Source organism: Shewanella mangrovi (assembly GCF_000753795.1).
In the GTDB taxonomy this organism is placed as follows: domain Bacteria; phylum Pseudomonadota; class Gammaproteobacteria; order Enterobacterales; family Shewanellaceae; genus Shewanella; species Shewanella mangrovi.
Genome location: NZ_JPEO01000012.1, coordinates 1 through 24046, shown reverse-complemented (window position 1 = coordinate 24046; position 24046 = coordinate 1). Strand labels below are relative to the sequence as shown.

21 protein-coding genes and 1 pseudogene are annotated in these 24046 nt (G+C 48.8%); 10 read left to right on the top strand and 12 right to left on the bottom strand.

Annotated elements, in window-relative coordinates:
- Positions 1 to 22 precede the first annotated feature (22 nt).
- The 3 genes from HR45_RS13860 to HR45_RS13850 are packed head-to-tail and all read right to left on the bottom strand — an operon-like array spanning position 23 to position 2355.
- The gene (locus HR45_RS13860) at positions 23 to 955 is read right to left on the bottom strand and encodes an SPFH domain-containing protein (RefSeq protein WP_037444013.1); all 933 of its coding nucleotides are present in this window, start codon (positions 953 to 955) and stop codon (positions 23 to 25) included.
- Positions 952 to 1878 (bottom strand): SPFH domain-containing protein, encoded by a 927-nt coding sequence (locus HR45_RS13855; protein ID WP_037444010.1) that lies wholly within the window; start codon positions 1876 to 1878, stop codon positions 952 to 954. Before HR45_RS13855 ends, HR45_RS13860 begins: the two co-directional genes overlap by 4 nt.
- Before the next feature lie 18 nt (positions 1879 to 1896).
- Positions 1897 to 2355, bottom strand: a complete 459-nt coding sequence (locus HR45_RS13850) for an NfeD family protein (protein WP_037444007.1) — start codon at positions 2353 to 2355, stop codon at positions 1897 to 1899.
- Between the two features lie 440 nt (positions 2356 to 2795).
- Between HR45_RS13850 and HR45_RS13845 the strand changes: the two genes are divergently transcribed.
- The 3 genes from HR45_RS13845 to yihG (HR45_RS13835) all read left to right on the top strand — a co-directional run bounded on the left by HR45_RS13845 (position 2796) and on the right by yihG (HR45_RS13835) (position 5547).
- Complete coding sequence (locus tag HR45_RS13845) at positions 2796 to 3539, top strand: outer membrane protein OmpK (protein ID WP_037444004.1); 744 nt, start codon at positions 2796 to 2798, stop codon at positions 3537 to 3539.
- Positions 3540 to 3721: 182 nt separating this feature from the next.
- A complete protein-coding gene (gene yihG / locus HR45_RS13840) occupies positions 3722 to 4612 on the top strand; it encodes a 1-acylglycerol-3-phosphate O-acyltransferase, YihG family (protein WP_037444001.1) in 891 nt (296 codons plus the stop codon).
- A complete protein-coding gene (gene yihG, locus HR45_RS13835) occupies positions 4612 to 5547 on the top strand; it encodes a 1-acylglycerol-3-phosphate O-acyltransferase, YihG family (RefSeq protein WP_037443998.1) in 936 nt (311 codons plus the stop codon). Before yihG (HR45_RS13840) ends, yihG (HR45_RS13835) begins: the two co-directional genes overlap by 1 nt.
- Here yihG (HR45_RS13835) and HR45_RS13830 read toward each other — a convergent pair.
- Complete coding sequence (locus HR45_RS13830) at positions 5523 to 6002, bottom strand: 2-thiouracil desulfurase family protein (protein WP_037443995.1); 480 nt, start codon at positions 6000 to 6002, stop codon at positions 5523 to 5525. The two genes, yihG (HR45_RS13835) and HR45_RS13830, sit on opposite strands and share 25 nt — an antisense overlap.
- A 292-nt stretch (positions 6003 to 6294) precedes the next feature.
- Here HR45_RS13830 and HR45_RS13825 point away from each other — a divergent pair, with 292 nt between their 5' ends.
- From HR45_RS13825 to HR45_RS13800, 6 genes are all read left to right on the top strand, one after another.
- Positions 6295 to 7005, top strand: a complete 711-nt coding sequence (locus HR45_RS13825; RefSeq protein WP_052074745.1) for a GntR family transcriptional regulator — start codon at positions 6295 to 6297, stop codon at positions 7003 to 7005.
- A gap of 21 nt (positions 7006 to 7026) precedes the next feature.
- Positions 7027 to 7896: a methylisocitrate lyase gene (prpB, locus tag HR45_RS13820; protein ID WP_037443993.1), complete on the top strand. Its 870-nt coding sequence runs from the start codon at positions 7027 to 7029 to the stop codon at positions 7894 to 7896.
- Positions 7897 to 8052: 156 nt separating this feature from the next.
- Entirely contained in the window at positions 8053 to 9177 is a 1125-nt protein-coding gene (gene prpC / locus HR45_RS13815) for a bifunctional 2-methylcitrate synthase/citrate synthase (RefSeq protein ID WP_037443989.1), read from the top strand.
- 76 nt (positions 9178 to 9253) lie between these two features.
- The gene (gene acnD / locus HR45_RS13810; RefSeq protein ID WP_037443986.1) at positions 9254 to 11845 is read left to right on the top strand and encodes a Fe/S-dependent 2-methylisocitrate dehydratase AcnD; all 2592 of its coding nucleotides are present in this window, start codon (positions 9254 to 9256) and stop codon (positions 11843 to 11845) included.
- On the top strand, positions 11845 to 13038 hold the full coding sequence (gene prpF, locus HR45_RS13805; RefSeq protein WP_037443984.1) for a 2-methylaconitate cis-trans isomerase PrpF: 1194 nt from the start codon (positions 11845 to 11847) through the stop codon (positions 13036 to 13038). Before acnD ends, prpF begins: the two co-directional genes overlap by 1 nt.
- A 162-nt stretch (positions 13039 to 13200) precedes the next feature.
- Positions 13201 to 17622, top strand: a complete 4422-nt coding sequence (locus HR45_RS13800; RefSeq protein ID WP_162180659.1) for an EAL domain-containing protein — start codon at positions 13201 to 13203, stop codon at positions 17620 to 17622.
- A 61-nt stretch (positions 17623 to 17683) separates the two neighbouring features.
- Here HR45_RS13800 and HR45_RS13795 read toward each other — a convergent pair whose 3' ends face one another.
- Positions 17684 to 18772: a branched-chain amino acid aminotransferase gene (locus HR45_RS13795; RefSeq protein WP_037443982.1), complete on the bottom strand. Its 1089-nt coding sequence runs from the start codon at positions 18770 to 18772 to the stop codon at positions 17684 to 17686.
- 256 nt (positions 18773 to 19028) lie between these two features.
- Between HR45_RS13795 and HR45_RS13790 the strand changes: the two genes are divergently transcribed.
- On the top strand, positions 19029 to 19232 hold the full coding sequence (locus HR45_RS13790; RefSeq protein WP_037443980.1) for a cell division protein ZapB: 204 nt from the start codon (positions 19029 to 19031) through the stop codon (positions 19230 to 19232).
- A gap of 5 nt (positions 19233 to 19237) precedes the next feature.
- Here the strand turns inward: HR45_RS13790 and HR45_RS13785 are convergent, their stop codons facing one another.
- The 7 genes and pseudogenes from HR45_RS13785 to HR45_RS19515 form a co-directional block, all read right to left on the bottom strand.
- Entirely contained in the window at positions 19238 to 19447 is a 210-nt protein-coding gene (locus HR45_RS13785; protein WP_037443978.1) for a DUF1107 domain-containing protein, read from the bottom strand.
- Between the two features lie 295 nt (positions 19448 to 19742).
- The gene (locus HR45_RS13780) at positions 19743 to 20351 is read right to left on the bottom strand and encodes a thiol:disulfide interchange protein DsbA/DsbL (RefSeq protein ID WP_037443973.1); all 609 of its coding nucleotides are present in this window, start codon (positions 20349 to 20351) and stop codon (positions 19743 to 19745) included.
- A 110-nt stretch (positions 20352 to 20461) separates the two neighbouring features.
- Positions 20462 to 21451, bottom strand: a complete 990-nt coding sequence (locus tag HR45_RS13775; protein WP_052074743.1) for a serine/threonine protein kinase — start codon at positions 21449 to 21451, stop codon at positions 20462 to 20464.
- Complete coding sequence (locus HR45_RS13770; RefSeq protein WP_037443968.1) at positions 21448 to 21759, bottom strand: DUF3630 family protein; 312 nt, start codon at positions 21757 to 21759, stop codon at positions 21448 to 21450. The genes HR45_RS13775 and HR45_RS13770 overlap by 4 nt, the downstream gene beginning before the upstream one ends.
- Before the next feature lie 11 nt (positions 21760 to 21770).
- Positions 21771 to 23225, bottom strand: a complete 1455-nt coding sequence (locus HR45_RS13765; protein WP_037443967.1) for a protein adenylyltransferase SelO — start codon at positions 23223 to 23225, stop codon at positions 21771 to 21773.
- The gene (locus HR45_RS13760) at positions 23222 to 23521 is read right to left on the bottom strand and encodes a hypothetical protein (RefSeq protein ID WP_037443966.1); all 300 of its coding nucleotides are present in this window, start codon (positions 23519 to 23521) and stop codon (positions 23222 to 23224) included. Before HR45_RS13760 ends, HR45_RS13765 begins: the two co-directional genes overlap by 4 nt.
- A 62-nt stretch (positions 23522 to 23583) precedes the next feature.
- Positions 23584 to 24046, bottom strand: a pseudogene (locus HR45_RS19515) (hypothetical protein); the annotation flags it as partial.

Below are 24046 nucleotides of genomic sequence, written 5' to 3'. Positions count from 1 at the left end.
CTTTTTAGCGGACTATAGCCAGCTATTGCGGCTTTTCCTGTAGTCCAACTGTCGTCATCCACTGCTCAAAGTCGATGATATTCGCTGGCACAATCACCCGATTACTCGCTTTGCCCAGTTCACCAAGCTTTGTCAGGTACTGCTCGCCAAGCTGCATTCGCAGTGCATTCTCGCCTCCTGGCGCACTAATCACTGCCGCCAGTTTCTCGATCGAATCCGCAGTTGCTCTGGCGATGGCCAAAATCTCCTCAGCCTTCCCCTCGGCTTCGTTCACTCGGCGCTGCATTTCACCTTCAGAGATGTTAATCATCTCCTGCTTCACACCTTCTGAGCGGTTAATTTTACTTTGCTTATCACCTTCGCTTTTGGCCAGCAGAGCCCGCCGCTCACGCTCAGCGTTGACTTGCATCTCCATCGCATTTTTCACCGTCTCTGGTGGTGCAATGTTTTTAATTTCATAACGATGAACACGAATACCCCAACTGGCACCAGCTTGATCCAACACCTCCACCACTTTCGCACTGATCAAATCGCGCTCTTCAAAGGTGCGATCAAGCTCCAGCGTGCCAATGACGGAACGCGTGGTCGTTTGCGCTAACTGGATGGCCGCATAGCGATAGTTGGTCACGCCATAGCTGGCTTTGATAGGGTCAATCACCGAGATATAGATAACGCCATCCACTTCTACGTTGACTTCGTCGCTGGAAAAACACTCCTGCGGCGGCACATCGATAGTTTCCTCTTTAAGGTCATGTATATAAGCAACTTTATCCACAAAAGGAATTAATGCATGAAAGCCTGCATCCAACGTTGCATGATATTTTCCTAAGCGCTCCACAATATAGGCAGATTTCGTTGGCACCAGTCGAATCGAGCGAAATAGGTTCACGATGAACACTAAAAAAATGAAGCCCCAAATCGCCAGCACTAATAAGTCGGTATCGATGTTACTCATGCTTTCACTCCTTTGCTTGCGTTCACGCTGCCAGCCACTTGTTCCATCCCTTCAAAGAAGCCTTCCATTTTTGCGAGCTCAGTTGGCACCACGGCCACATCGGATTTTTTCATGATCTCACCGAGTTGCTCAATAAACTGCTCTTTAAGCTGCATATTCATCGCTTCATTGCCGCCTTGCACCGCAATCGCTTTGGCCACCATCGTCATGGCTTCAGCCTGTGCATTGGCAACAATTGAGATCTCATGCGCAGTACCTTTCGCTTCATTGATACGTTTTTGTTTGTGACCTTCGGAGATATTAATCGCCTCTTGGCGTTCACCCTGCGACATATTAATCGTTGCTTCCTTCTCGGCATTGGCTAAGGTAATTTCAGCGCGCTTGCGTCGTTCAGCTTCCATCTGTTTTTCCAGTGTATGGATGACATGACGCGAAGGGGTAATGTTTTTAATCTCGTAGCGCAGCATCTTGATGCCCCAAGGATCAGAGGCTTTATCAATTTCTCGCACAATGGCTTCATTCAAACGTTCCCGTTCAGAGAAAGTTTCGCTCAGCGTCAACTTACCAATCTCAGAACGCATCGTCGTTTGCGCCAAGTTAACGGCCGCCATTCGGTAGTCTTCGATACCATAGCTAGCCAGTTTGCCGTCCATAACACGCAGGTACACCAAACCATCAACTTCCAGTTGAATATTGTCTTTAGAAATACAGCTTTGCGGTGGCACATCTAGCACTTGCTCACGAGTATCGTGTTTGTAGGCTACACGGTCAAAAAATGGAATTAAGAAGTGAAATCCCGGCGCTAATACGGTGCGAAACTTTCCTAAGCGCTCAATTACGTGCACTTCACGCATTGGTACTATCAACATCAGTTTGTAGAGTACAAACAGCACCAATAAAAAAAGAATAGTAAAAGCTAACATTGCGTTCTCCCTGCAATCTCAGTCAAAGTCAGCTAGCGGTTCCACCACCAGCGCAATATTGTCACGGCATACCACACGCACTTGACGACCAGCGGCTATTTCACTGCCATCGCCTAACGCTGGCCAATCAGCTCCTTGAAAGCTCACCCGTCCAAGTCGTTCTCCCGGCCCGATGCTTTCTTTCACAACAGCCACTTGGTTGTAGATATCAAGCTCTTCATCTGTGTTATCGACATGGGAATCCCCGCCGACGAGGCGCTGGGTGACCTGTCGAAATAACAACAACAGCACAATTGAGGCGATAAACCATAAGGTGAATGCTTGTGCCACGCTGGTGATCAGTCCCAGCCATAAAGCTGCAGCGACTATCATGCATGCCGCGCCAAGGAAGATAACAATACCACCAGGGATCACCAGTTCGGCGAGCATCAGAATGGCACCAACGAGCAGCCAGTAGAACAGCGGATTTGAAGACATAGTTCCCCCCTCTAACGTCTTGCCTTCCTAGCAGCACTATAACAACAGTTTTTGCACAATGCGACATATTATGTCAAAGCGAATGTAAATTATGTCGAATAAATGTTGTACAACGAACGACTTTATAGCTGTGAACTTAAGACCAGATCACAAAATCTTAATCTTTTCCTATTGGCTGCAGCGAATTTGCTGCAAAAACCAGCATTTTTAAAACCAGTAATCCTTTAAAATTCATATAGTTAAAAACTAAAATCGATTTTTGTTTTATTTCGCAAAAAATCTTTGAGTCTGGCGATGTTTTTCCCTATAGTGCTCGGGATTTTTACCCGGTGACAACAATTAGAATTCGCCCATAGGACTTGGTCACAGACTGAATTAAAGGGACGTCGTAAAAACCGGTTAAACCCATTTTTGCTTCTGACTCTACCAAGGGAAAACTGATGAAAAAAACCTGTCTATGTCTGGCGCTGCTGGCTGCGGCTCCTCAGGCTTATAGTGAAGATTTAGTTCAGTGGACTGATACCAGTGTCACCGTGCTGTACGGTAACGATTACAAACTGGATCCTGATGAACAAACCACAGTCACTGTTGAATCTGCAGGTGGATGGAAATATGGCGACTGGTTCGCATTCCACGACTTTATCCACTTCAACAACGCTAACGGTGACTCAAACACCAACTATGGTGAAATCTCACCACGTTTCAGCGCTAGCAAAATCCTTGGCACCAAAGTCGGCGCAGGCATTGTGTCTGACGTATCATTAGCGTTCACTTTGGAACACGGTAAAGGTCCAGTAGAAACATTTTTGTACGGTGTTGGTGTCGATCTGCAAGTGCCTTACTTCTCATACCTGCAGCTGAACACTTATCGTCGTGATGCGCATGACAACAACAGCACAGGTTGGCAGTTCACCCCTTGCTACCGTATCGATATTCCAGTAGGTAACAGCAATCTGGTTATCGACGGCTTCATCGACTGGGTATTTGCGTCTGATGAAGACAACTACTCTAACAACATCCACATCAACCCACAGGTTAAATATGATCTGGGTTCAGTGATCTTTGGCGAAGCGCAAAAGAACAAACTGTTGGTGGGTATTGAATACGATTACTGGAAGAACAAGTACGGTGTAGATGGTATCAACCAAAGCACTTACTCTGTGATTGTGAAATACCACTTCTAATCGCTGACGCGAGACAAAGATGTGTCATAGAACTCCTCGGCCACGCCGGGGAGTTTTTGCTTGAGCTCGGCGATAATCTTGTTGCAACAGGTCATACAAGCTCACCGGAGTGATTGAGCCACACAGCAACAGCAGGTAACATAAGCCCACTTTTAGTCCCCCACCCATTGTGGAGAAATCCGTTGGCATTCATCCGTGGCTCATTGGCATTTATTTGCTACGTCATTAATACCCTGTTTTGGGCGATTCCTATTTTACTCGGTAGCCTGATCAAATTGATCCCACTTGCCATGCTGCAACGTATTTGCAGCCGCGTTTTAGATCGCTGCGCTACCGGTTGGATCAGCACTAACAGTTTGATTGAAAGCGTATTTCACCCAGTAAGATTACACATCGAAGCAATGCCAGAGTTGTCTACCCAAGAGTGGTATATGGTGATTGCTAACCACCAAAGTTGGGTGGATATTTTGGTACTCCAACGTTTGCTGAATGGCCGTATTCCCTTTTTAAAGTTCTTTCTTAAACAGCAATTGATCTATGTGCCGGTACTGGGATTAGCGTGGTGGGCATTAGATTTTCCGTTTATGCGCCGTTATACCACGGCCCAGCTGAAGAAAAATCCGAAGCTCAAAGGCAAAGATATCGAAATTACCCGCAAAGCCTGCGCTAAGTTTAAGCATAACCCTGTCAGCGTGATGAACTTCGTTGAAGGCACACGTTTTCGCCCAGAAAAGCACAATAAGCAAAACTCGCCGTATCAGCACTTACTGCGCCCTAAGGCCGGTGGTCTAGCGTTTGCTTTGTCAGCTATGGGCGATCAAATCCACAAACTGGTCAACGTCTCTATTTACTACCCGAACCGTATTCCCACCTTCTGGCAATACATCAGCGGTGACTTGAAAGATGTCTACGTTGCGGTTGAATTGAGCGATATCGATGCCGAGATGCGCGGTGATTACATGAATAACCGCGAGTTCAAACAGCAATTCCAAGAAAAACTGAATCAACTATGGCAGCACAAAGATGAAGTGTTGCGTCAGCTGCAGTCAAAAGCATCACAGGAGGAGGCTTAATGCTGAACTTTTTACCGGGCCCGCTTTTGTTTTTTATAAGTTCGGTATTGCTGGTATTGAACACTATTCTGTGGAGTTCGCTGGTATGCGTCGGAGGCTTAGTCAAACTGATTTTCCCTATTAAGAGCATCCGCGTTAACGTAACGCGGCTGATGAACACCTTTATGTGGGCATGGGCGAGCTGCAATGGCGGTATTTTGCATCTGATTGCCAAAGTCGAATGGGACGTTCAGGGACTGGAATCACTCAGAAAAGATGGTTGGTACTTAGTCATCAGCAACCATTTAAGTGGCTTCGATATCGCGGCGCACACTTACATTTTCCGCAACCATATCCCAATGCTGAAATTCTTCTTGAAGAAAGAGCTGCTGTATGTGCCGCTGATGGGGCTCGGTTGCTGGGCACTGGATATGCCTTTTATGAATCGCACCAGCCCGGAAAAGTTGAAAAAGAACCCCAAACTACGCGGTAAAGATTTGGAAACAACGCGTCGTTCCTGCGAGAAATTTAAAGATCTGCCGACCTCCATCATTAACTATGTGGAAGGCAGCCGTTTTACCGAGCAGAAACGTAAGCGGCAAAATTCGCCATACAAACACTTACTGAAACCCAAAGCCGGCGGAATCGCCTTCACCCTGTCAGCCATGGGCGAGCAGTTTGATGCACTACTGAACGTAACAGTGGTATATCCCAATGCTCCGAGTGACGTGCTAAGTAGCGTTATGCATGGCAATGTGCACAAGATTGTGTTTCGCGTTAATGCGCTACCTGTACCACAAGTTGATTCAGAGCGTTACTTCAGCGAACCTGAGTATCGGGTCGAATTCCAGCGTTGGCTAAACCAGCTATGGGAAGAGAAAGATGCCCAAATCGATACCATCTTAGCTGACGCGGCTGGCAGCAGTAAAAATTACGACTCAGCCGCTGCATCATAAACTGCTAGCCAAGCGCTCGCTTGTGCCAGTTGTTCTTCAGAAAAAGTCTTGATGCCCGCTGCTTGCAACCGAGCAGCGGTCACTCCATTGCCAGCGATCAACTGCCGCTGAAATTGGCCGTCATAAATGCTCCCAACGCCACAAGAGGGACTACGCGCCTTTAACAGTGCCATCACCACATCATGTTGTTGTGCCACCTGCAGCGCCAATTCAGCACCTCGGTGAAATTCAGCCGTCACATCCCTTCCCGAACGCGTTATCACTTGAGTGCCACGCTGTTCTGCAGGCTCTCGCGGTGTCGCCAAACCACCAGCACACTCAGGGCAAAAAGGCACAATACGCTGCTCGTGCGACAGTTGAGTTAACAGTGGGTGTTGTAGCCGATTATCGCCACCGTCGTACCTCACTCGCTGACCGAGTAAACACGCGCTCACCAACACCTTTGCTCTGCTCATGGTCTATCCTTAAGCACCCAACATAAAAAACTTAACGCGCCCAATTCTACGCGGTTTATTGAAACAGGTCTTTATCTCGCCATTATTGTCGACAATAACTTTAGCATGTGCTAAATAATTTTATTAGACAAAAGCATAACCTCAACTCGATTAAATATATTTATATCAAATAGTTAATTAAATATAAGTACAATATTTAGACTTACGTCTAGGATCTCACATTGTTGACAATGGTCACACATGCTCATATTGTGAGCAGCATTGTAGACAATCCTCAAATCTAGTACGCCGAATGCAACCGACAAAGCCATCGATTGATAACCCAGCATCAGATAAGAACCAAACATTGGTTGAACAAATACTGGTGCAGATCCAAGAAAGCATCATCAAAGGTGAGTTACGTCCCGGCAGCAAAATCAACGAACAAGCGTTGGCGGAAAAATATGGCATTAGCCGTGGTCCTACTCGTGAGGCTCTGCAACAACTGGAACGGCAACGACTGGTCGTTCGGATTCCACATGTGGGTGCCCGCGTTGCCACGCTGACCATCGAAGAGCTCAACGATCTATATGAACTGCGCAGCACCTTAGAAGCTATGGCCTGCGAGTTAGCCGCAAAGCGTATTAGTGAACAGCAACTTAACCAGTTATGGGCGTTGCTGGAAAAGCAGGAAGCGGACCTCGCACGCGGTGATAGCTACTTCCAGCAAGAAGGTGACGTCGACTTTCACTATCAAATCATTCGTGCCAGCGGCAATCGCCATCTGCAAGAAACCCTCATCGGTGGCCTTTACCATTTATTGCGTATGTATCGCTATCAATGCACCAGCAGTTCCCGCCCGGTGCGCGCGATAGCCGAACATCGCCGCATTGTCGAAGCCATCGCCGCTGGTGATGCCGAACTCGCGGGGCTATTGATGCGCCGCCATATTGAACAAGGTCGCCAAAATACTCAGCAGCGACTGCAACAGTTAACTGCGCCAGCAGCAAGCGCCGTTTCCTGAGCGAACTCAAGGAGCAAGAAGATGAAAAAGAGTGCCGGATTAAGATTCCGCCAAGCGTTGGATAGCAACCCACCACTACAAATTGTGGGCACCACCAATGCCTATTTTGCCTTGATGGCACAGCAAGCCGGCGTACAAGCCCTGTATTTGTCAGGCGCAGGTGTAGCAAATGCATCGTATGGCCTGCCGGATCTAGGTATGACCTCAATGAACGATGTGTTGATTGACGCCAGCCGTATCACCTCAGCAGTCGATTTGCCGCTGTTAGTCGATATCGATACCGGATGGGGCGGCGCTTTTAATATTGCGCGCACAATTAAAGAGTTTGAAAAGGCCGGTGTGGCAGCAGTGCATATGGAAGATCAGGTGTCGCAAAAACGCTGTGGCCACCGCCCTAATAAAGCGGTGGTGAGCACAGAAGAGATGGTCGATCGCATTAAGGCCGCAGTAGACGCTCGTCAGGATGACAACTTCGTCATTATGGCGCGTACCGATGCGGTTGCTGTGGAAGGATTAGAGTCAGGTATTGAACGTGCCGCCAAATATATTGAAGCCGGTGCAGACATGATTTTCGCTGAAGCTCTGACCGAACTCGACCAATACCGCCACTTTAAAGAAGTGGTCAAAGCACCAATTCTTGCCAACATGACGGAATTTGGCAAAACCGAACTGTTTAATAAAGAACAGCTCGCCGAAGTGGGTGTAGAGATGATCCTTTATCCACTTAGCACCTTCAGAGCCGCCAACCAAGCTGCGCTCAAAGTGATGCAAGCGCTACTGCAAGATGGGCATCAACGTAATGTGGTCGATAGCATGCAAACCCGTGCTGAGCTGTATGAGTTTCTTGGCTATCACAATTACGAAGACAAGTTAGATCAACTTTTTAAATAGCATATTAGCCGGTCAATCCGGACGGACGCGTCCAGGTAGTGGCTTGACCCAATGCCGTACAGCGGTTCATCCATTTGGGGTGAATGAATCGCTGCCATAACCGATAGCGACTGTGGTCGCCATACGATAAAGCGTTAACGGAAAGAGGGACGCGTCATGACAGACAAGAAACTGGGCGGCGCAGGCTTGCGCGGCCAGAGCGCAGGTGAAACCGCACTGAGCACAGTAGGGAAATCAGGCTCAGGCCTGACTTATCGCGGTTACGATGTTAAAGATTTAGCCGAAAATACCAGCTTTGAAGAAGTCGCTTATTTAATTTTGCATGGCGAACTTCCGACTGAAGCGCAGCTTGCCGCTTATAAAAGCCAATTAAAAGCGATGCGTGGCTTGCCACAAGCATTGAAAGAAGTGCTAGAACGCATTCCAGCCAGTGCCCACCCGATGGATGTCATGCGCACAGGCTGCTCAATGCTGGGTAACTTGGAACCTGAAAACAGCTTTGACGAACAACTGCACGTCGCCGATCGTTTGCTGGCAGCGTTCCCATCTATCATCTGTTACTGGTATCGCTTCAGCCATGATGGCGTGCGCATTGAAACAGAAACTGATGACGATGAAATCGGCGCACATTTCCTGCATTTGTTGCACGGTAAAGCACCGTCACCATTACACGCCAAAGTGATGAGCGTATCGTTAATCCTTTACGCAGAGCATGAATTTAACGCTTCCACATTTACCGCGCGCGTCTGTGCCTCCACACTGTCAGATATGTTCTCCTGCATTACTGGCGCTATTGGTTCATTACGCGGACCACTGCACGGTGGCGCTAACGAAGCGGCAATGGAACTTATTCAGGACATGCGTTCCGAAGAACACGCCCGCGATGTATTGCTGGGTAAATTGGAGCGCAAAGAGAAGATTATGGGCTTTGGCCACGCCATCTATCGCGAATCCGATCCCCGTAATGCCATCATCAAATCCTGGTCTGCAAAGCTGGCAGAAGAATATGGCGATGACCGCTTGTATCGCGTCTCCGAGACTTGCGAAGCGTTAATGTGGCAAGAGAAAAAGCTGTTCTGTAATGCCGACTTCTTCCATGCCAGCGCTTATCACTTTATGGGAATTCCCACCAAGCTGTTTACGCCGATTTTTGTCTGTTCGCGACTGACGGGCTGGGCGGCACACGTTATGGAACAACGTGCGAACAATCGCATCATTCGTCCAAGTGCTGACTATGTGGGTAAAGAACTGCGCCCTGTAACCCCTATCAGCCAACGTTAATGGACGACGTGCACCGCACGCCAACGAGCCATCATGAAGCGGCCACGGCCGCTTTCACCAGTTGAGTGTAAGGACTATGAACAAACGTTATCGAGAAGCACTAGCAGGCACCGGTTTAGACTATTTCGATGCCGCCGCCGCAGTAAACGCCATTCAGCCCGGCGCTTGGGATACCCTACCCTATACCTCACGGGTACATGCGGAAAATCTGGTACGCAAAGCAGAGCCTGCAAAATTGGACAGCTACTTAAGCCAGCTAATTGAGCGCAAGCGGGATTTGGATTTCCCTTGGTTTCCAGCACGCGTGGTATGCCACGACATTCTCGGGCAAACCGCGTTAGTTGATCTCGCCGGATTGCGCGATGCCATTGCCGAAAAAGGTGGCGATCCTTCGAAGGTTAATCCGGTAGTACCAACACAACTGATTGTGGATCACTCTTTAGCAGTGGAACACGCGGGTTTTGAAAGTGATGCTTTCGGAAAAAACCGGGCGATTGAAGACCGCCGCAACGAAGACCGTTTTCACTTTATCAATTGGTGTAAAAAGGCATTTGATAACGTCGATGTTATTCCACCGGGCAACGGCATCATGCACCAAATTAACTTAGAACGCATGTCGCCTGTGGTACACGCCCGCAATGGCGTCGCCTTCGCTGATACCTTAGTCGGGACTGACAGTCATACACCGCATGTGGATGCACTTGGCGTTATTGCTGTCGGTGTTGGCGGCTTAGAAGCGGAAAGCGTTATGCTCGGCCGCGCCTCTTGGATGCGATTACCGGATATTGTCGGCGTAGAGCTTACTGGCAAACCCACAGCAGGCATTACCGCCACCGATATCGTGTTGGCACTCACTGAGTTCTTGCGTGAACAGCGGGTGGTATCCGCCTATCTGGAATTCTTCGGCGAAGGTGCTGCACATTTAACACTGGGGGATCGCGCCACTATCTCCAATATGACGCCAGAATACGGTGCCACGGCGGCATTGTTTTATATCGATCAACAAACACTGGATTACCTGCGCTTGACGGGACGCGACGAGCAGCAAGTTCAGTTAGTAGAAACCTATGCCAAAACCGCCGGATTGTGGAGCGACACGCTCACGCAAGCACAATATGAACGAACGCTGAGCTTTGATCTCTCGTCGGTGGTGCGCAATATCGCTGGCCCGTCAAACCCACACAAACGGGTTGCCACCAGCACCTTGGCTGAAAAAGGCATTAGCGGTGATTATCAGCAACAAGGTGATTTAATGCCTGATGGCGCGGTGATTATTGCAGCCATTACCAGTTGTACCAATACCAGTAATCCACGCAACGTGATTGCCGCTGGCTTGCTAGCCCGCAACGCTGTAGCCAAAGGCCTAAGCCGTAAACCGTGGGTTAAAACCTCACTAGCTCCGGGCTCTAAAACCGTCAAACTCTATCTTGAGCAGGCAGACTTGTTACCGAGTTTAGAAAGCTTGGGCTTTGGTGTGGTCGCCTTCGCCTGTACTACCTGTAACGGCATGAGCGGCGCCTTAGACCCAAAAATTCAACAGGAAATTATTGAACGCGATCTGTATGCCACGGCGGTGCTGTCGGGTAACCGCAATTTCGACGGTCGTATTCACCCTTATGCCAAACAAGCCTTCCTCGCCTCGCCCCCCTTGGTGGTGGCATATGCCATTGCGGGCTCCATTCGGTTTGATATCGAAAAAGATCCGCTCGGTACTGATAGCGAGGGCAATGCGATTTACCTGAAAGATATCTGGCCGGACGACGCCGAAATTGACGCCGTGATTAAGCAAGCGGTTAAACCTGAGCAATTCCGTCAGGTTTATGAACCTATGTTTGATCTTAAAGTGGATTACGGCGAAAAAATCAGTCCGCTTTATGACTGGCGGCCGATGAGCACGTATATTCGTCGCCCTCCATATTGGGAAGGCGCACTCGCTGCAGAACGCACGCTCAAAGCGATGCGTCCACTAGCAGTGCTAGGCGATAACATCACGACAGATCATCTATCGCCCTCTAACGCCATTATGGCCAGCAGCGCAGCCGGTGAATATCTGGCCAAAATGGGACTGCCCGAAGAAGATTTTAACTCTTACGCCACCCACCGTGGTGACCATCTAACCGCTCAGCGCGCCACCCTCGCCAATCCAAAACTGTTTAACGAAATGGTGCGCGATGAGCAGGGAAATGTGATTCAAGGGTCTCTCACTCGGCTTGAGCCGGAAGGGACACAAGTGCGCATGTGGGAAGGCATTGAAACCTATATGCAGCGCCGTCAGCCACTGTGCGTTATTGCAGGTAAAGACTATGGTCAAGGTTCCAGCCGTGACTGGGCCGCTAAAGGTGTACGCCTTGCTGGGGTTGAAACCATTGTTGCTGAAGGCTTTGAACGTATTCACCGCACCAATCTCGTCGGGATGGGCGTATTGCCACTGCAATTTATGCCTGGGACGGATCGCAATACCCTCGCAATTGATGGCAGCGAGACATTTGATGTTTTAGGTGAACCCACCCCCGGTGTGACCCTCACACTACTTATCCATCGCACCGATGGCAGCAGCCTTGATGTCCCAGTGTTGTGTCGTTTGGATACCGCAGAAGAAGTGACGATCTACCAAGCTGGCGGCGTGCTGCAACGCTTTGCGCAAGAGTTTCTTGAGGAGCAAAGCTAATGGTGACGCGGCAAATCAAAATTCCCGCCACCTATATGCGTGGCGGCACCAGTAAAGGCGTGTTTTTTGCGTTAGATGACTTGCCCGCAGCGGCGCAGCAGCCGGGGCCTGCACGCGATGCATTGCTGCTGCGCGTTATTGGCAGCCCAGATCCTTATGGAAAACATACCGATGGTATGGGCGGTGCCACCTCAAGTACCAGTAAAACGGTAATTTTAAGCCGTAGCAGCCAGCCTGAACACGACGTCGATTATCTGTTTGGTCAAGTGGCCATAGATAAGCCCTTTGTCGACTGGAGTGGCAACTGTGGCAACCTCACTGCTGCTGTTGGTGCCTTTGCTATCAGTCAGGGCTTAGTTGACCCAAGCCGCGTCCCGCAAAACGGCATCTGCAACGTGCGTATCTGGCAAGCGAATATTCACAAAACCATTCTGGCGCAAGTGCCAATGGCTGATGGCGAAGTGGTCGAGTGCGGAGATTTTGAACTGGACGGCGTCACCTTCGCCGCTGCTGAAGTGCAGATCACCTTTGTCGACCCGGCTGATGATAGCGACGGCGGTAGCATGTTCCCCACCGGTAATCTGGTGGATGAACTGGAGGTGCCTACGGCATTAGTTGCTTCTGGGAAGTTAAAGGCCACACTGATTAATGCTGGTATTCCAACCATTTTCGTCAATGCCGAAGATATCGGTTATCGCGGGACTGAACTGCAAGAGGCGATTAACGGCGATACAGAGGCGCTGGCTCGCTTTGAGCAACTTCGGGCTTATGGCGCGCTGAAAATGGGGCTCATTAGTCGGCTGGATGACATCAGCGCACGACAACATACCCCTAAGATTGCCTTTGTCGCACCTCGCATGGCGTACACCGCATCCAGCGGCAAGCAGATACACAGCGATGATATCGATCTATGCGTGCGTGCATTGTCGATGGGGAAACTGCATCACGCCATGATGGGCACTGCAGCAGTCGCGATTGCGACAGCGGCGGCGATTCCCGGCACCTTAGTCAACCTCGCCGCAGGCGGTGGTGAACGTGAGCAGATCCGCTTTGGCCATCCGTCAGGAACCCTCAAAGTCGGTGCGAGTGCCCAACTCGTTGCTGAACAATGGCAGGTACAACAAGTGGTGATGAGTCGTAGTGCCCGCGTGTTAATGGAGGGCTGGGTACGCATTCCAGAAGACTGCTTCTAAGTTAACTACAGAGTTTCAAGCCAAAGGCCTTGCTTTCCCCCCTTCCGGCAAGGCCTTTTTTTATGTTGAAATGACAAAGGCATACCAACACCAATTGTTATGCGGTATGTTACAGACATATTCAAAAAGGGTTACGAGTTTACGTTGTTACGAACAGTGCACGTGTTGATTCTGCTGCTCTGTACGGTATTGATTGGCACGCCATCATGGGCCGCACAGCAATCGCAGTATCGCTTCCAACATATTGATAGTCTTGATGGTTTGCACCAAAACACCATTTATTCACTGCTGGAAAGTCGCAGTGGTATGTTGTGGATTGGCACTCAGGATGGCTTGCATCTATACAACGGTACTGACTTCACCCTATTCCTACCTGATCGCAACGATGCCAACAGTATTAGCGATGGTTTCATCACTGACATGCTGCAACAAGATAATGCACTGTGGATCGGGACCTTTAGTGGCGGTCTCAACCGACTCGATCTGACCACCGGCAAGTTTACCCAATTTGGTCAGCAGCAGGGACTGGCAAAAATGCGCGTACGCCGCTTGGCTATGCTGAAAAACCTGCTGTGGATAGCCTCCCAAAAAGGACTCTATGTTTTAGACCCGCAGCAAGACCGTATGCATCAAGTCGCGATTGATAAACTTAGCTCGCCGATGGTGAACAATATTCTTGCCCTTGATGATGAACGCCTGTTAATTAGTACTGGTGAACATGGGGCCTATCTGTATCAGAACGGCGAAGCCCGCCAACTACCTTTACCGAGCAAAGTGGCACGCATCGACAGCATGAAGATAGCGCGCGATAAATCCATCTGGTTAGCATGCGGCGCTCAGCTCTGGCGCTATCCCACATTAGATGAGCCGCCACGATTAATCTATGAACTCAATGACAGCAGTAAAAACATTCGAGATTTTGTATTTGATAACGCTGGTGGAGTATGGCTTGGTGGCGCCAATACTGGACTGGTACACCTGCTGACGCAACAACCCTTTGGCAAGACTGAGGTTATCCGCTATTCCCCCTATGTCAGCGACGGCTTAAGCGACAATGATATTTCGCGTTTACTGTTTGATAAGCAAGGCAACTTGTGGGTCGGCAGCAACTATGCAGGCTTAAACCGTATCAATATTGATCGCCAATATTTTAGGCATCTATACAACGATATAGACCCTTTTAAGCTGCGTCGGTACAACAATATTCGTGCGCTTGCTCGCGCCAGTGACGGGGATATGTATATCGGCACAAACGACGCCGGTGTATTTCGTCTCGATCAACAGGGGGAGTTTCACTCGCTCAACTACTTGTTAGTGCAAGCGCTTCCCGCCGCACAAGATCCGCTACATACGCGAATTTTTGCCATTAAAGCAGACAGCCAACAGCGTCTTTGGTGGGCCACCAGTCAAGGACTCGTGCGGCTTACCTTACCCGATCAACTCAGTTTCGTGCCAGTGCCCACTGAGCAGCGGCAGATTCGCAGCCTAGTCATTGACGGTGAACAGGCGTGGTTGGCGTCTGGCGCTCAGCTATATAGTCTCGATATTGCAACGGAGCACATCACCTTAATTCCACTACCTGAGCAGGCAGAGCAAAGCAGTACTCAACAACCCAGAACCATCATAAATTTACGGCATACGCCGATGGGGTTGTGGGTGATGACGATGAATGGGGTTTATCTGGTCCCGCAACAAGGGGAAATTCGCTATTTTGCTGGCAGTGAATTAGCGCATCCAATTGTGCGGGATGTTTTAGAACAACCCAATGGCAAAGTATGGTTTGCTACTCATGGCGGCATTAGTGTGTGGGCTGACGGCAAAATCACCAACATCACGGCAGAAGAAGGCTTACCGAATAACACGATTTATGCCTTACAGGCCGACAAACTGGGCAATATCTGGTTTTCCAGTAATGGCGGGATTAGCTACCTCAATGTTACCAATCAACAGATAGTGACCTTTAATGAAAGCGAAGGGATCCAGTCGTTGGAGTTTAATGGCGGCGTGAGCTGGAAAGATAATGACAACAGTATCTGGTTTGGGGGTATCAACGGCATCAACCATTTTGACCCCAGCAAAATTCCCAGCCAGCGCCAAGATGATGAAATCGCGCTGGCCAGCTATCGCATTGGCAATCATGTTAAACAGTTTAATCGCTTTAACGACAGCATCGATATTAATCTGCCGTATAGCACTGATCTATTGAGCTTCAAAGTCACGCCTATCGATTTCAGTTACCCCGGCCATCATCAGTACAGCTTTTTACTACAAGGACTCGATAAGAACTGGCACCCTTTTGAGACCATGAATGAGATCAACTACACCGCCCTGCCGGCTGGCAACTACCAGTTATTGGTACGCCACCGCTTAGACGGCAGTGTGAATTACAATCAGCAACAACTTGCAGACATTACCATCCGGGCACCGTTTTATCGCACGTCGTGGGCTTACTTGTTGTATGCACTCTACATATTGGTGATGCTGGCGTATATCGCTCGGCATCTGACCCGCAAGTGGCAAAAAGAAAGACAAGTCCAGCAGCAGATCAACGATTCGCGTGAGCGCTTTAAATTGGCACTGTGGGGCTCAGGCTATCGACTCTGGGACTGGCATCTGGCCAGCAATCTGCTCACTATCACGCAATTAAGCCAAGATGATGAACTGTCGCAGGAGCTGGATCATCAGCAATATCTGGCGCTTATTCATCCGGAAGATCGTCCGCAAGTACAGCAGGCTTTAACCGATTATTTTGACGATAAGACCCCATTTTACGAAGCTGAGTATCGAGTATTTTCACCAGAAGGCCAATGGGAATGGGCTGTTGAGCGCGGCAAAGTATCTGAACGCGATAAACAGGGCAATCCGGTGCGCATGGCGGGCACCTACACAAACGTCAGTATTCGCAAACAACAGGAAGATGAACTCAAGCTCTCCTATCAAGTACTGGCGAGCATGAATGAAGCTGTGGTGATTTGCGACCTCGATTATCGTGTCATTTCCGTGAATCCCGCCTTTATTGATATGACCGGCTATTCTGAGCAGTTCATAGAAGGCAAATACTGCTTAGCGCTGACTCGCGGCCTGTATCAGGTCACCGACTACCGCAATATTGAAAACGAACTGCTCAGAGACCGTCATTGGTCGGGCGAAATGCGTTTACGCCGCGCCAATGGCGATACCATTTTAATCTGGCTGGAGATTAATCAGGTACTCGACAGTAAAGGCGAAGCCAGTCATTTGGTGATGGTGTTTACTGATATTTCTGACCGTAAAAAAGCAGAGGAAGATCTTCGTCTGCTGGCTAATTATGACCCACTCACAGGCCTGCCTAACCGCACTCTATTCAAAGACAGATTAAAGCACGCTCTGGAGCAAGCGCAGCGCAACAATACTAAAGTGGCGTTACTGTTTTTAGATCTCGATAGATTTAAGAACATTAACGATTCCAAAGGTCATCATGTCGGTGATCAACTGCTCAAAGCCGTGGGAAAACGCTTAGCTGGCGTTATCCGCGCGGGTGACACAGTGGCACGTATTGGCGGTGACGAGTTCACCATCATTCTGGAAGGCGTAGCCAAAAGCAAAGCAGCAACCGTCATCGCCGAAAAGATCATTGATGTACTCGACCAGCCATTTGAACTGTCCCACACCACACTCGACATCACCACTTCGATCGGTATCAGCTTAGCCCCAGATGATGCTACTGATGCACAAGAACTACTGAAATATGCTGACACGGCGATGTACCATGCTAAGTCATTAGGCAGAAACAACTTCCAGTTCTATACCGCACATCTGAACGTTTCTGCGGTACGCCATCTGCAGCTAGAAACGGGCCTCAAACAAGCCATCAGTAAAAACGAATTGTATGTACTGTACCAGCCTAAATTCTGTATCAATTCCGGCAAAATCATGGGGCTAGAAGCACTGATGCGATGGCACAGCGAAGAGCTAGGGCCTGTATCACCAGCTGAATTTATTCCGCTTGCCGAAGAGACCGGGCAAATAAATGCTTTGGGGTCTTGGTTACTGCAACACGTGTGTCGCCAGTTGGCAGATTGGCTGACAGCGGGACATCCTGTGGTACCGATTGCGATTAACCTGTCGGCCAAGCAGTTGCAGCTAGCCATCATTGATGAGATTGAACTCACGCTGCGCGATTACCAGTTACCAGCCAACCTGTTGGAAATTGAACTCACCGAATCCGCGGTGATGCAGCATCCTAAGCAGTCGATCTCGATTTTGAATCGCCTAGAACAACTCGGTTTAAGTTTGGCAGTGGATGACTTTGGCACCGGTTACTCAAGCCTTGCGTATCTGAAACGTTTCCCAATCAACACCCTAAAAATTGACCGCGAGTTTGTGCGTGATATCTCTGAAGATCCCGATGATGCCGCCATTACCAACGCGATTATTGCGCTCGCCCACAGTTTGGAATTACTGGTGGTCGCAGAAGGGGTCGAAACTGAGGAACAGTTACAATTCCTCGCCTCACAAGGTTGTGACCAGGTACAAGGCTTCTTGCTCAGCAAACCGTTAACGGCTGCCGACAGTCTGAAACGTTTGCTAGATAAGAGCAGCTAGCGCCTTTTGACAGACATTAAAAAACGCGGCATTCGCCGCGTTTTTTTACTGCATTAGACGCTTACTTTTCTAAATGCGGCACTTTTTGCAACCAGCCTGCTGGCGCTTCATGGTGGCCCTTTTGAATTGCAGTGTAGGTATCATAGATACGTTTCACACTGTCACCCACTTGACCATCAGCCACAGTCACCACCCGTCCATCTTCAAAAATGTAAGAGCCGACTGGAGACACCACTGCTGCAGTACCGAAACCACCCGCTTCAACAATTTCACCCGCTTCAATATCAGCAATGAAATCATCCAGTTTGATGGTTTCCTGGCGTACATCGCAACCCAAAGTTGGCGCTAGCTCAATGATTGATTGCGAGGTAATTGAACGCAAAATGGTGTCAGTAAACTCAGGGATCACCACAGTACCATCTTTCAAAATATGGAAGTGGTTCATCGCACCCGCTTCTTCCAGATAGGTATTGGTAGAATCCAGATACAGCACCTGTGAGGCACCCGCTTCTGCTGCAGCACGACCAGCACGCAATGAGGCCGCATAGTTACCAGAGGCTTTAGAAGCACCGGTACCGCCCGGCACTGCACGGTGATATTTCTTACTGATTAACAAGCGGATCGCGCTCAGATCTTTACCGTAGTATGCGCCACTTGGGCTTACCACGACGCAGAAGGTGTAGCGATTAGACGGACTAACAGACAGGCGGTCTTCAGTCGCGAAAATGAACGGACGAATATACAAACAGGCACCGTCTTGCATTGGGAACCATAGACGATCAACATCCAACAGCGCTTGAATCGCTTGTTGTTGGTCGGCTTCTGGAATATTGGGAATGCAGAGAATGTCAGCAGAACGGTTTAAACGCTCAGCATTTTTATTAATGCGGAACGCGTAAATTTCACCGTCGTCGTGCATAAAGGCTTTTGCCCCTTCGAAAATGGACTGACCATAGTGCAACGCCATTGCACCCGGTGCCAATTCAAATGGGCCATACGGCACGATACGCGGATCGCGCCATTCGCCGTCGTAGTAATCCATCAAAAACATATGGTCAGTGCGTAACCGACCAAAACCTACATTACCTTCCGGACGGAACTGCTCTTGACGGCGTTCTGCGGCAGGTTTTAAACAATACTTGATTTCCATTGTGTACAACCCTAATTATCGTCTAAGCAGACTAGGAATCGTACGTTTGAAAGTCAATAGCATTTAGGCAGCTTTGGCTAAACACAGAAAAAATATTTTGGCAACAAAACTCAACAACGTGGCATTTCGCAATAACTTAATGGTTTTTTCGCAAATAATGCGGTGATAAAAACAGCAGTCAAAAATTGCCCGCTATCGGTGTTGAGTGCGGACTGCTAGAATCGCAATCCCTTGATAACCCCCAGGAGGACTCCCCATGAGCCTTGAATTACTGTCCCAACTGGAACAAAAAATTCAGTCAGCGTTAGAACATATTGAGCTGCTGAAAATGGAACTTGAAGAAGAGAAAGCAAAAAATCAGCAGCTCGGCGAGCAGAATCAAAAACTGCAGCAAGATCTCGATACTTGGAGTAACAAAGTATCAGGTTTGGTAGGTTTACTGAATCACGAAATCAGCTGAGAACATCAGGAAAGCTGCTTGGTTTGCGAATCAAGCAGTTGATTCAGCTCTTGTACTGCCGACTTAACTTTTGGCAGGCCAGATTTTCCTGGCAGTAAAAATCTCCCCTTTTCAAACTCAAGTCTCCCTAAGTCTTTAACCCAGATTGCTCCCTTTATCACTATTCTCGCATGCTTGGCGATTAATTTAGGTGCATATACCGGAAAGACGCGCATCTGAACCCTCCTCATAAACAATGAATCCGAATTGTTTGACCCAAGCTGCGCATGGTTAGTTTCCCTCGTCGAGACAGTTTTTTATCTGCTGACAAAAGGCCGTGACTAACTAATTAATAGGAAAAGATAAATTTGATATTGCCAATATTTTGACGCAATGCTAAATTATTGGCGTTACTCAGGGTAAAAACTGAGCCTATGGCTCTAAATCCGTACGACCGAAAGGAAGTACGGTTTTTTTTGCCCATAAAAAAGAGCGATATGGAAATCGCTCTTTTTTACTCATGCAGGCAAGTTAAGGCAGTTTGCTGAGATAACCTACCAGTTCCTGCATTTCCTCAAATGACTTCAAAGATTCATTTTTAATCAAATATTTATCATTAATGATGATAGCTGGAACCCCTTCAATACCGGAGTTTTCAGTGGCGCGACGCATTGAGTCCACCATGCTGTTCACCATAAATGAGCCCGCAGCTGCTTCAAATTTTTTGCTGTCGACACCGTTATCCACGTAGAACTGTTTCACTTCTTCAATTGATTGGAAACGATGGTGCTTTTCGTGAATTTCACTGAACAGTAAAGGTTCGATTTTGTCTGTCACTCCCAGCACTTCTGAAATCGCAAACGCACGGCTCATCACCTTGCCCATTTCGCGGCCGATAAAATCAACGTGATTCTGTTTAAATGCCATACCGGCTGGCAGGTTTGCTTTCAGTTGCGGGATATATTTTTTAGAAAATACATAGCAGTGTGGGCAGTAATAGGAGAAAAACTCGGTGACGTTTTGCTGCGCACTCGCTGGCGCACTGCTAATCACCTTGTAATTGACACCTTCTTTAAATTCTGTGGCAGTTGCTGCCAGTGGAAGCAACAACAAGGCTGCCAACATCCAAAGTTTTCTCATCTTCTTTCCTTTAAAAACAAATTTCTGTGTAACTCTGCGGCATAAAATAGCCTTCATTTGGAGTCTATTTCAACCATCGAGTTCCGTTAATTGACCACCGCCCCCAATCCTTAATAGGGGATCAGACTGAGTGGCGGCTGTTCGAGCAACTGTAATTGCTCAGTAAAACTTTGCTGTTGCTGCTGCCAATATTGTGCCTCAGCAAACCAAGGGAAATGTCGTGGAAAGGCTGGGTCATCCCAACGACGACATAGCCAAGCGTTGTAATGCAACATACGCAAGCCACGCAGCAACTCCACCAGCTTTAACTCGGCGGTGTGGAAATCACAAAACTCTTGATAACCTTCAATCAACTCGGCGAGCTGGGCTTGCTGCTGCTCACGGTCACCAGAGAGCATCATCCATAAATCCTGAATCGCAGGGCCGTTACAGGCATCATCCAGATCAACAAATCCCGGACCATCAGGCGTCCACAAAATATTGCCGATGTGCAGATCGCCATGCAACCGCATAATAGACGGTGTTAACTGGTGCCAGCGTGCGTGGATCGCTTGTTGTAACTCAGTGGCACTGGCGAGCAACGGCTCACGCCATTTTGCCGGAATAAGCTCGGTTTGCCGCAACACCATGATGGCATCATCACCAAAGGTCTGCGGATTTAAACTGCGACGCTGTTTAAAGCGGCTATCACGCGCATACTGATGCATTCGGCCAATAAATTGGCCTACTTCAAACAACTGCTCGGGATTGTCTACTTCAAAGGTGCGACCACCAATTGAGGGAAACAACGTAAACAGATACCCCTGAAACTCATGCAAGGTGACGCCATCAATCGCCACGGGTGCCGCAATCGGAAACTCTTCGGCTTGTAACTCCAGCGCAAATTGATGTTCTTCCAAAATCTGCGCCTGTGTCCAACGCTCGGGACGATAAAATTTCACCACATAGCGGTTACCGCGATCACAGCGAAATTGATAGACGCGGTTTTCATAACTGTTAAGCGGCGTTAAGCCTGTCTCCGGGTAAACGCCAACAGACTCGATAGCGGTCAGAATTAAATCTGGTGTTAATCCGGCAAAATGGAACGCGGAATTGCTCATAACTGCGCCTCCAACAGCGATTGCAGATAACTCAGCACTTCCACATCGTCAGCATTTTCGCTATTGAGCCAGCAGCAGCGACCGTAAAGCTCAAAATTGAGCCACAAACGCGAACCCTCAAACTCCACCAGCCATTGGTGGCGGTCTGCGCCCCACTGCTTTTCTAACACTCTAAGATCCATGGCCTGACATAAAGCGGCAGCCAATGGTTCAAAATCATCAAAGTCGATATCTGCCAGCATCGACAGGCTGATGTTGGCATCATCGAGCTTTACATCACTGATGCTAGCCAATGCAGAATTGTTCATATTTTTATCCCTTAACTACTGCACGACATGATTAACCCTTCTCCCCATTGCGGAGGACGCGCGGCATAATGAGCCAGCTCTGGCTGTTCGTCAAAGGGGTTTTTCAGCAACTGATGCAAAGTTTGCAAGCCTGAGAGATCGCCGTTAAGCGCCTGCTCGGTCGCCTGCTGCGCCTGATAGTTACGCAAAATATATTTAGGATTCGCCATTCGCCGCGACTGTTGCCAAGCAGCAACATCATCAGTCTTGCCGACCCGCTTAGCAAAGTGCTGCCACCAACCGTCGAAAGCATGAGTATCAACAAACTCATCCCGCAGCCTAGCATTATCACCATCAGGAGTAATCGCGCCAAACTGGCGTAAGGTATTGGTGTAATCCAATTTTTGCTGTTCAAGCAGTTGCGTGAATTCACCGATCAATTGCAGGTCTTGCTGCTGCTCAGTCTCACTCTGATTTGACGACACAGGAAAACCTAAACGCGCCCCCATGAGTTGCAGATAGTGTTGCACTAATGCGGGCTGATATTGTCGTAACGCCGCTAACAAATCATCCGATGCAATGATTGGCGTCAGCGCTTGCGCCAGACATTGTAGATTCCAAAGCCCTATGCCCGGTTGCTGCCCAAAGGCGTAACGACCCTCAGGATCGGAATGGTTACAGATAAAGTCTTCCTGATAGGTATCGAGGAAGGCAAAGGGGCCAAAGTCAAAGCTGTCACCCAATATCGACATATTGTCAGTATTCATCACGCCATGGGCGAAGCCATAGGCCTGCCACTGGGCAATCATGCGTGCAGTGGCGCTCACCACTTCAGTAAACCAAGCTTTGTAACCAGCGCTATCGCAAGAGAATTGGGGAAAATGTTGCTGGATCACGAAGTCAGCCAAGCGACGTACTTTTTCCTCGCGTTGCTCATTGCCGTAATAAAAATATTCGAAATGACCGAAGCGAATATGACTACGCGCCAAGCGCACAGTAATGGCGCCCTTTTCCAGCGTTTCACGCCAAACAGGCAGTTCAGAGCCGATCACCGCCAACGCGCGCGTGGTGGGAATATGCAGCGCGGCCAGCGCTTCAGAGATCAAAAATTCTCGCACCGCTGAACGGGTCACGGCACGGCCATCGCCATGACGTGAATAGGGCGTTGGTCCAGCACCTTTTAACGCCACGTCCCAACTGCCCTGTGGCCCGAGCGCTTCACCGAGAATAATAGAACGCCCGTCACCTAACTGTGGCGAATAACCACCAAACTGATGACCGCTATAAACTTGCGCGTAATATTGCGCCTGCGGTAGGCGCTGATTACCAGAAAATACCTGTAGCAGCTCATCATTAGGTTGTGACTCACCGATTAAGGCGGCCGCGTCATCGCTCCACAGTAACCAATGTGGTGAGGGTAATGGTGTGGGCATCACCTGCTGATAATAGCCCGTGAGCTGCTCAAAAAAATCTTGCTTTAACTTCATGGTTGCTTCGGCGTAAAAGTGTGCCATTGGTCACACTTTACCATATCATGGTCATCGAGTTTGCACTGAAAACCACACTGATAAACCGAAGGTGTTTCGCTGAGGTATTCAATCCCTTCCGCCTTTTTCTTACATTGCTCCAGCGTATCGTAATAGCCTTGAATAGCCTCATAATGGTCATCACTTGGCGGAGTTTGCTGGCCACTGTAATAAAACAAAGTCCAGGTAGGCGTTTTTGTACAGCCCGTAGTCAATGAACACAGTAATACCGCAGCCAAGAACATAAAAAATCGCATAATGTGCCCTACAAAAAGAAAAAGGTGGCCTGCTGACCACCTTTTTGAGTATATCGGGATTGTTAACCTTTGGCTTTATCGCGTGCTTTTTCGATACGCTGAATCCGCCCTTCAAAACCGCTAACGGTACCGTCCTGCAAACCATAGCCAATAGCGGCTTGGCACAGTGAAATTGCCTTCGCAAATTCACCACTATCTGCACACAGTGTAGATAACTGCATAAAACCAACGCCTTTGAATTCGGCTTTAGGATCGCGGCTCAATTGCAGCTCACGACTGGCGGCAAACACCTTTTGATATTGTGGCGCAAGCTGTGCCCCCAACTGCAAATAAGGCGCATTTTTCCTTTGCTTGTAGCATTCGGCCACAATCGCGAGTAAAGCCTCGTGTTGCGCAACAGCAGAAGTCGCCACCGGCCAACGCTCAAATGCTTTCTGCAACGACGCATTTCCCCAACTGATATCGATATCCGCCAGAACATCTGTGGATGCTTTTGGCTCTGGCTCTGGCTCTGGCTCTGGCTCT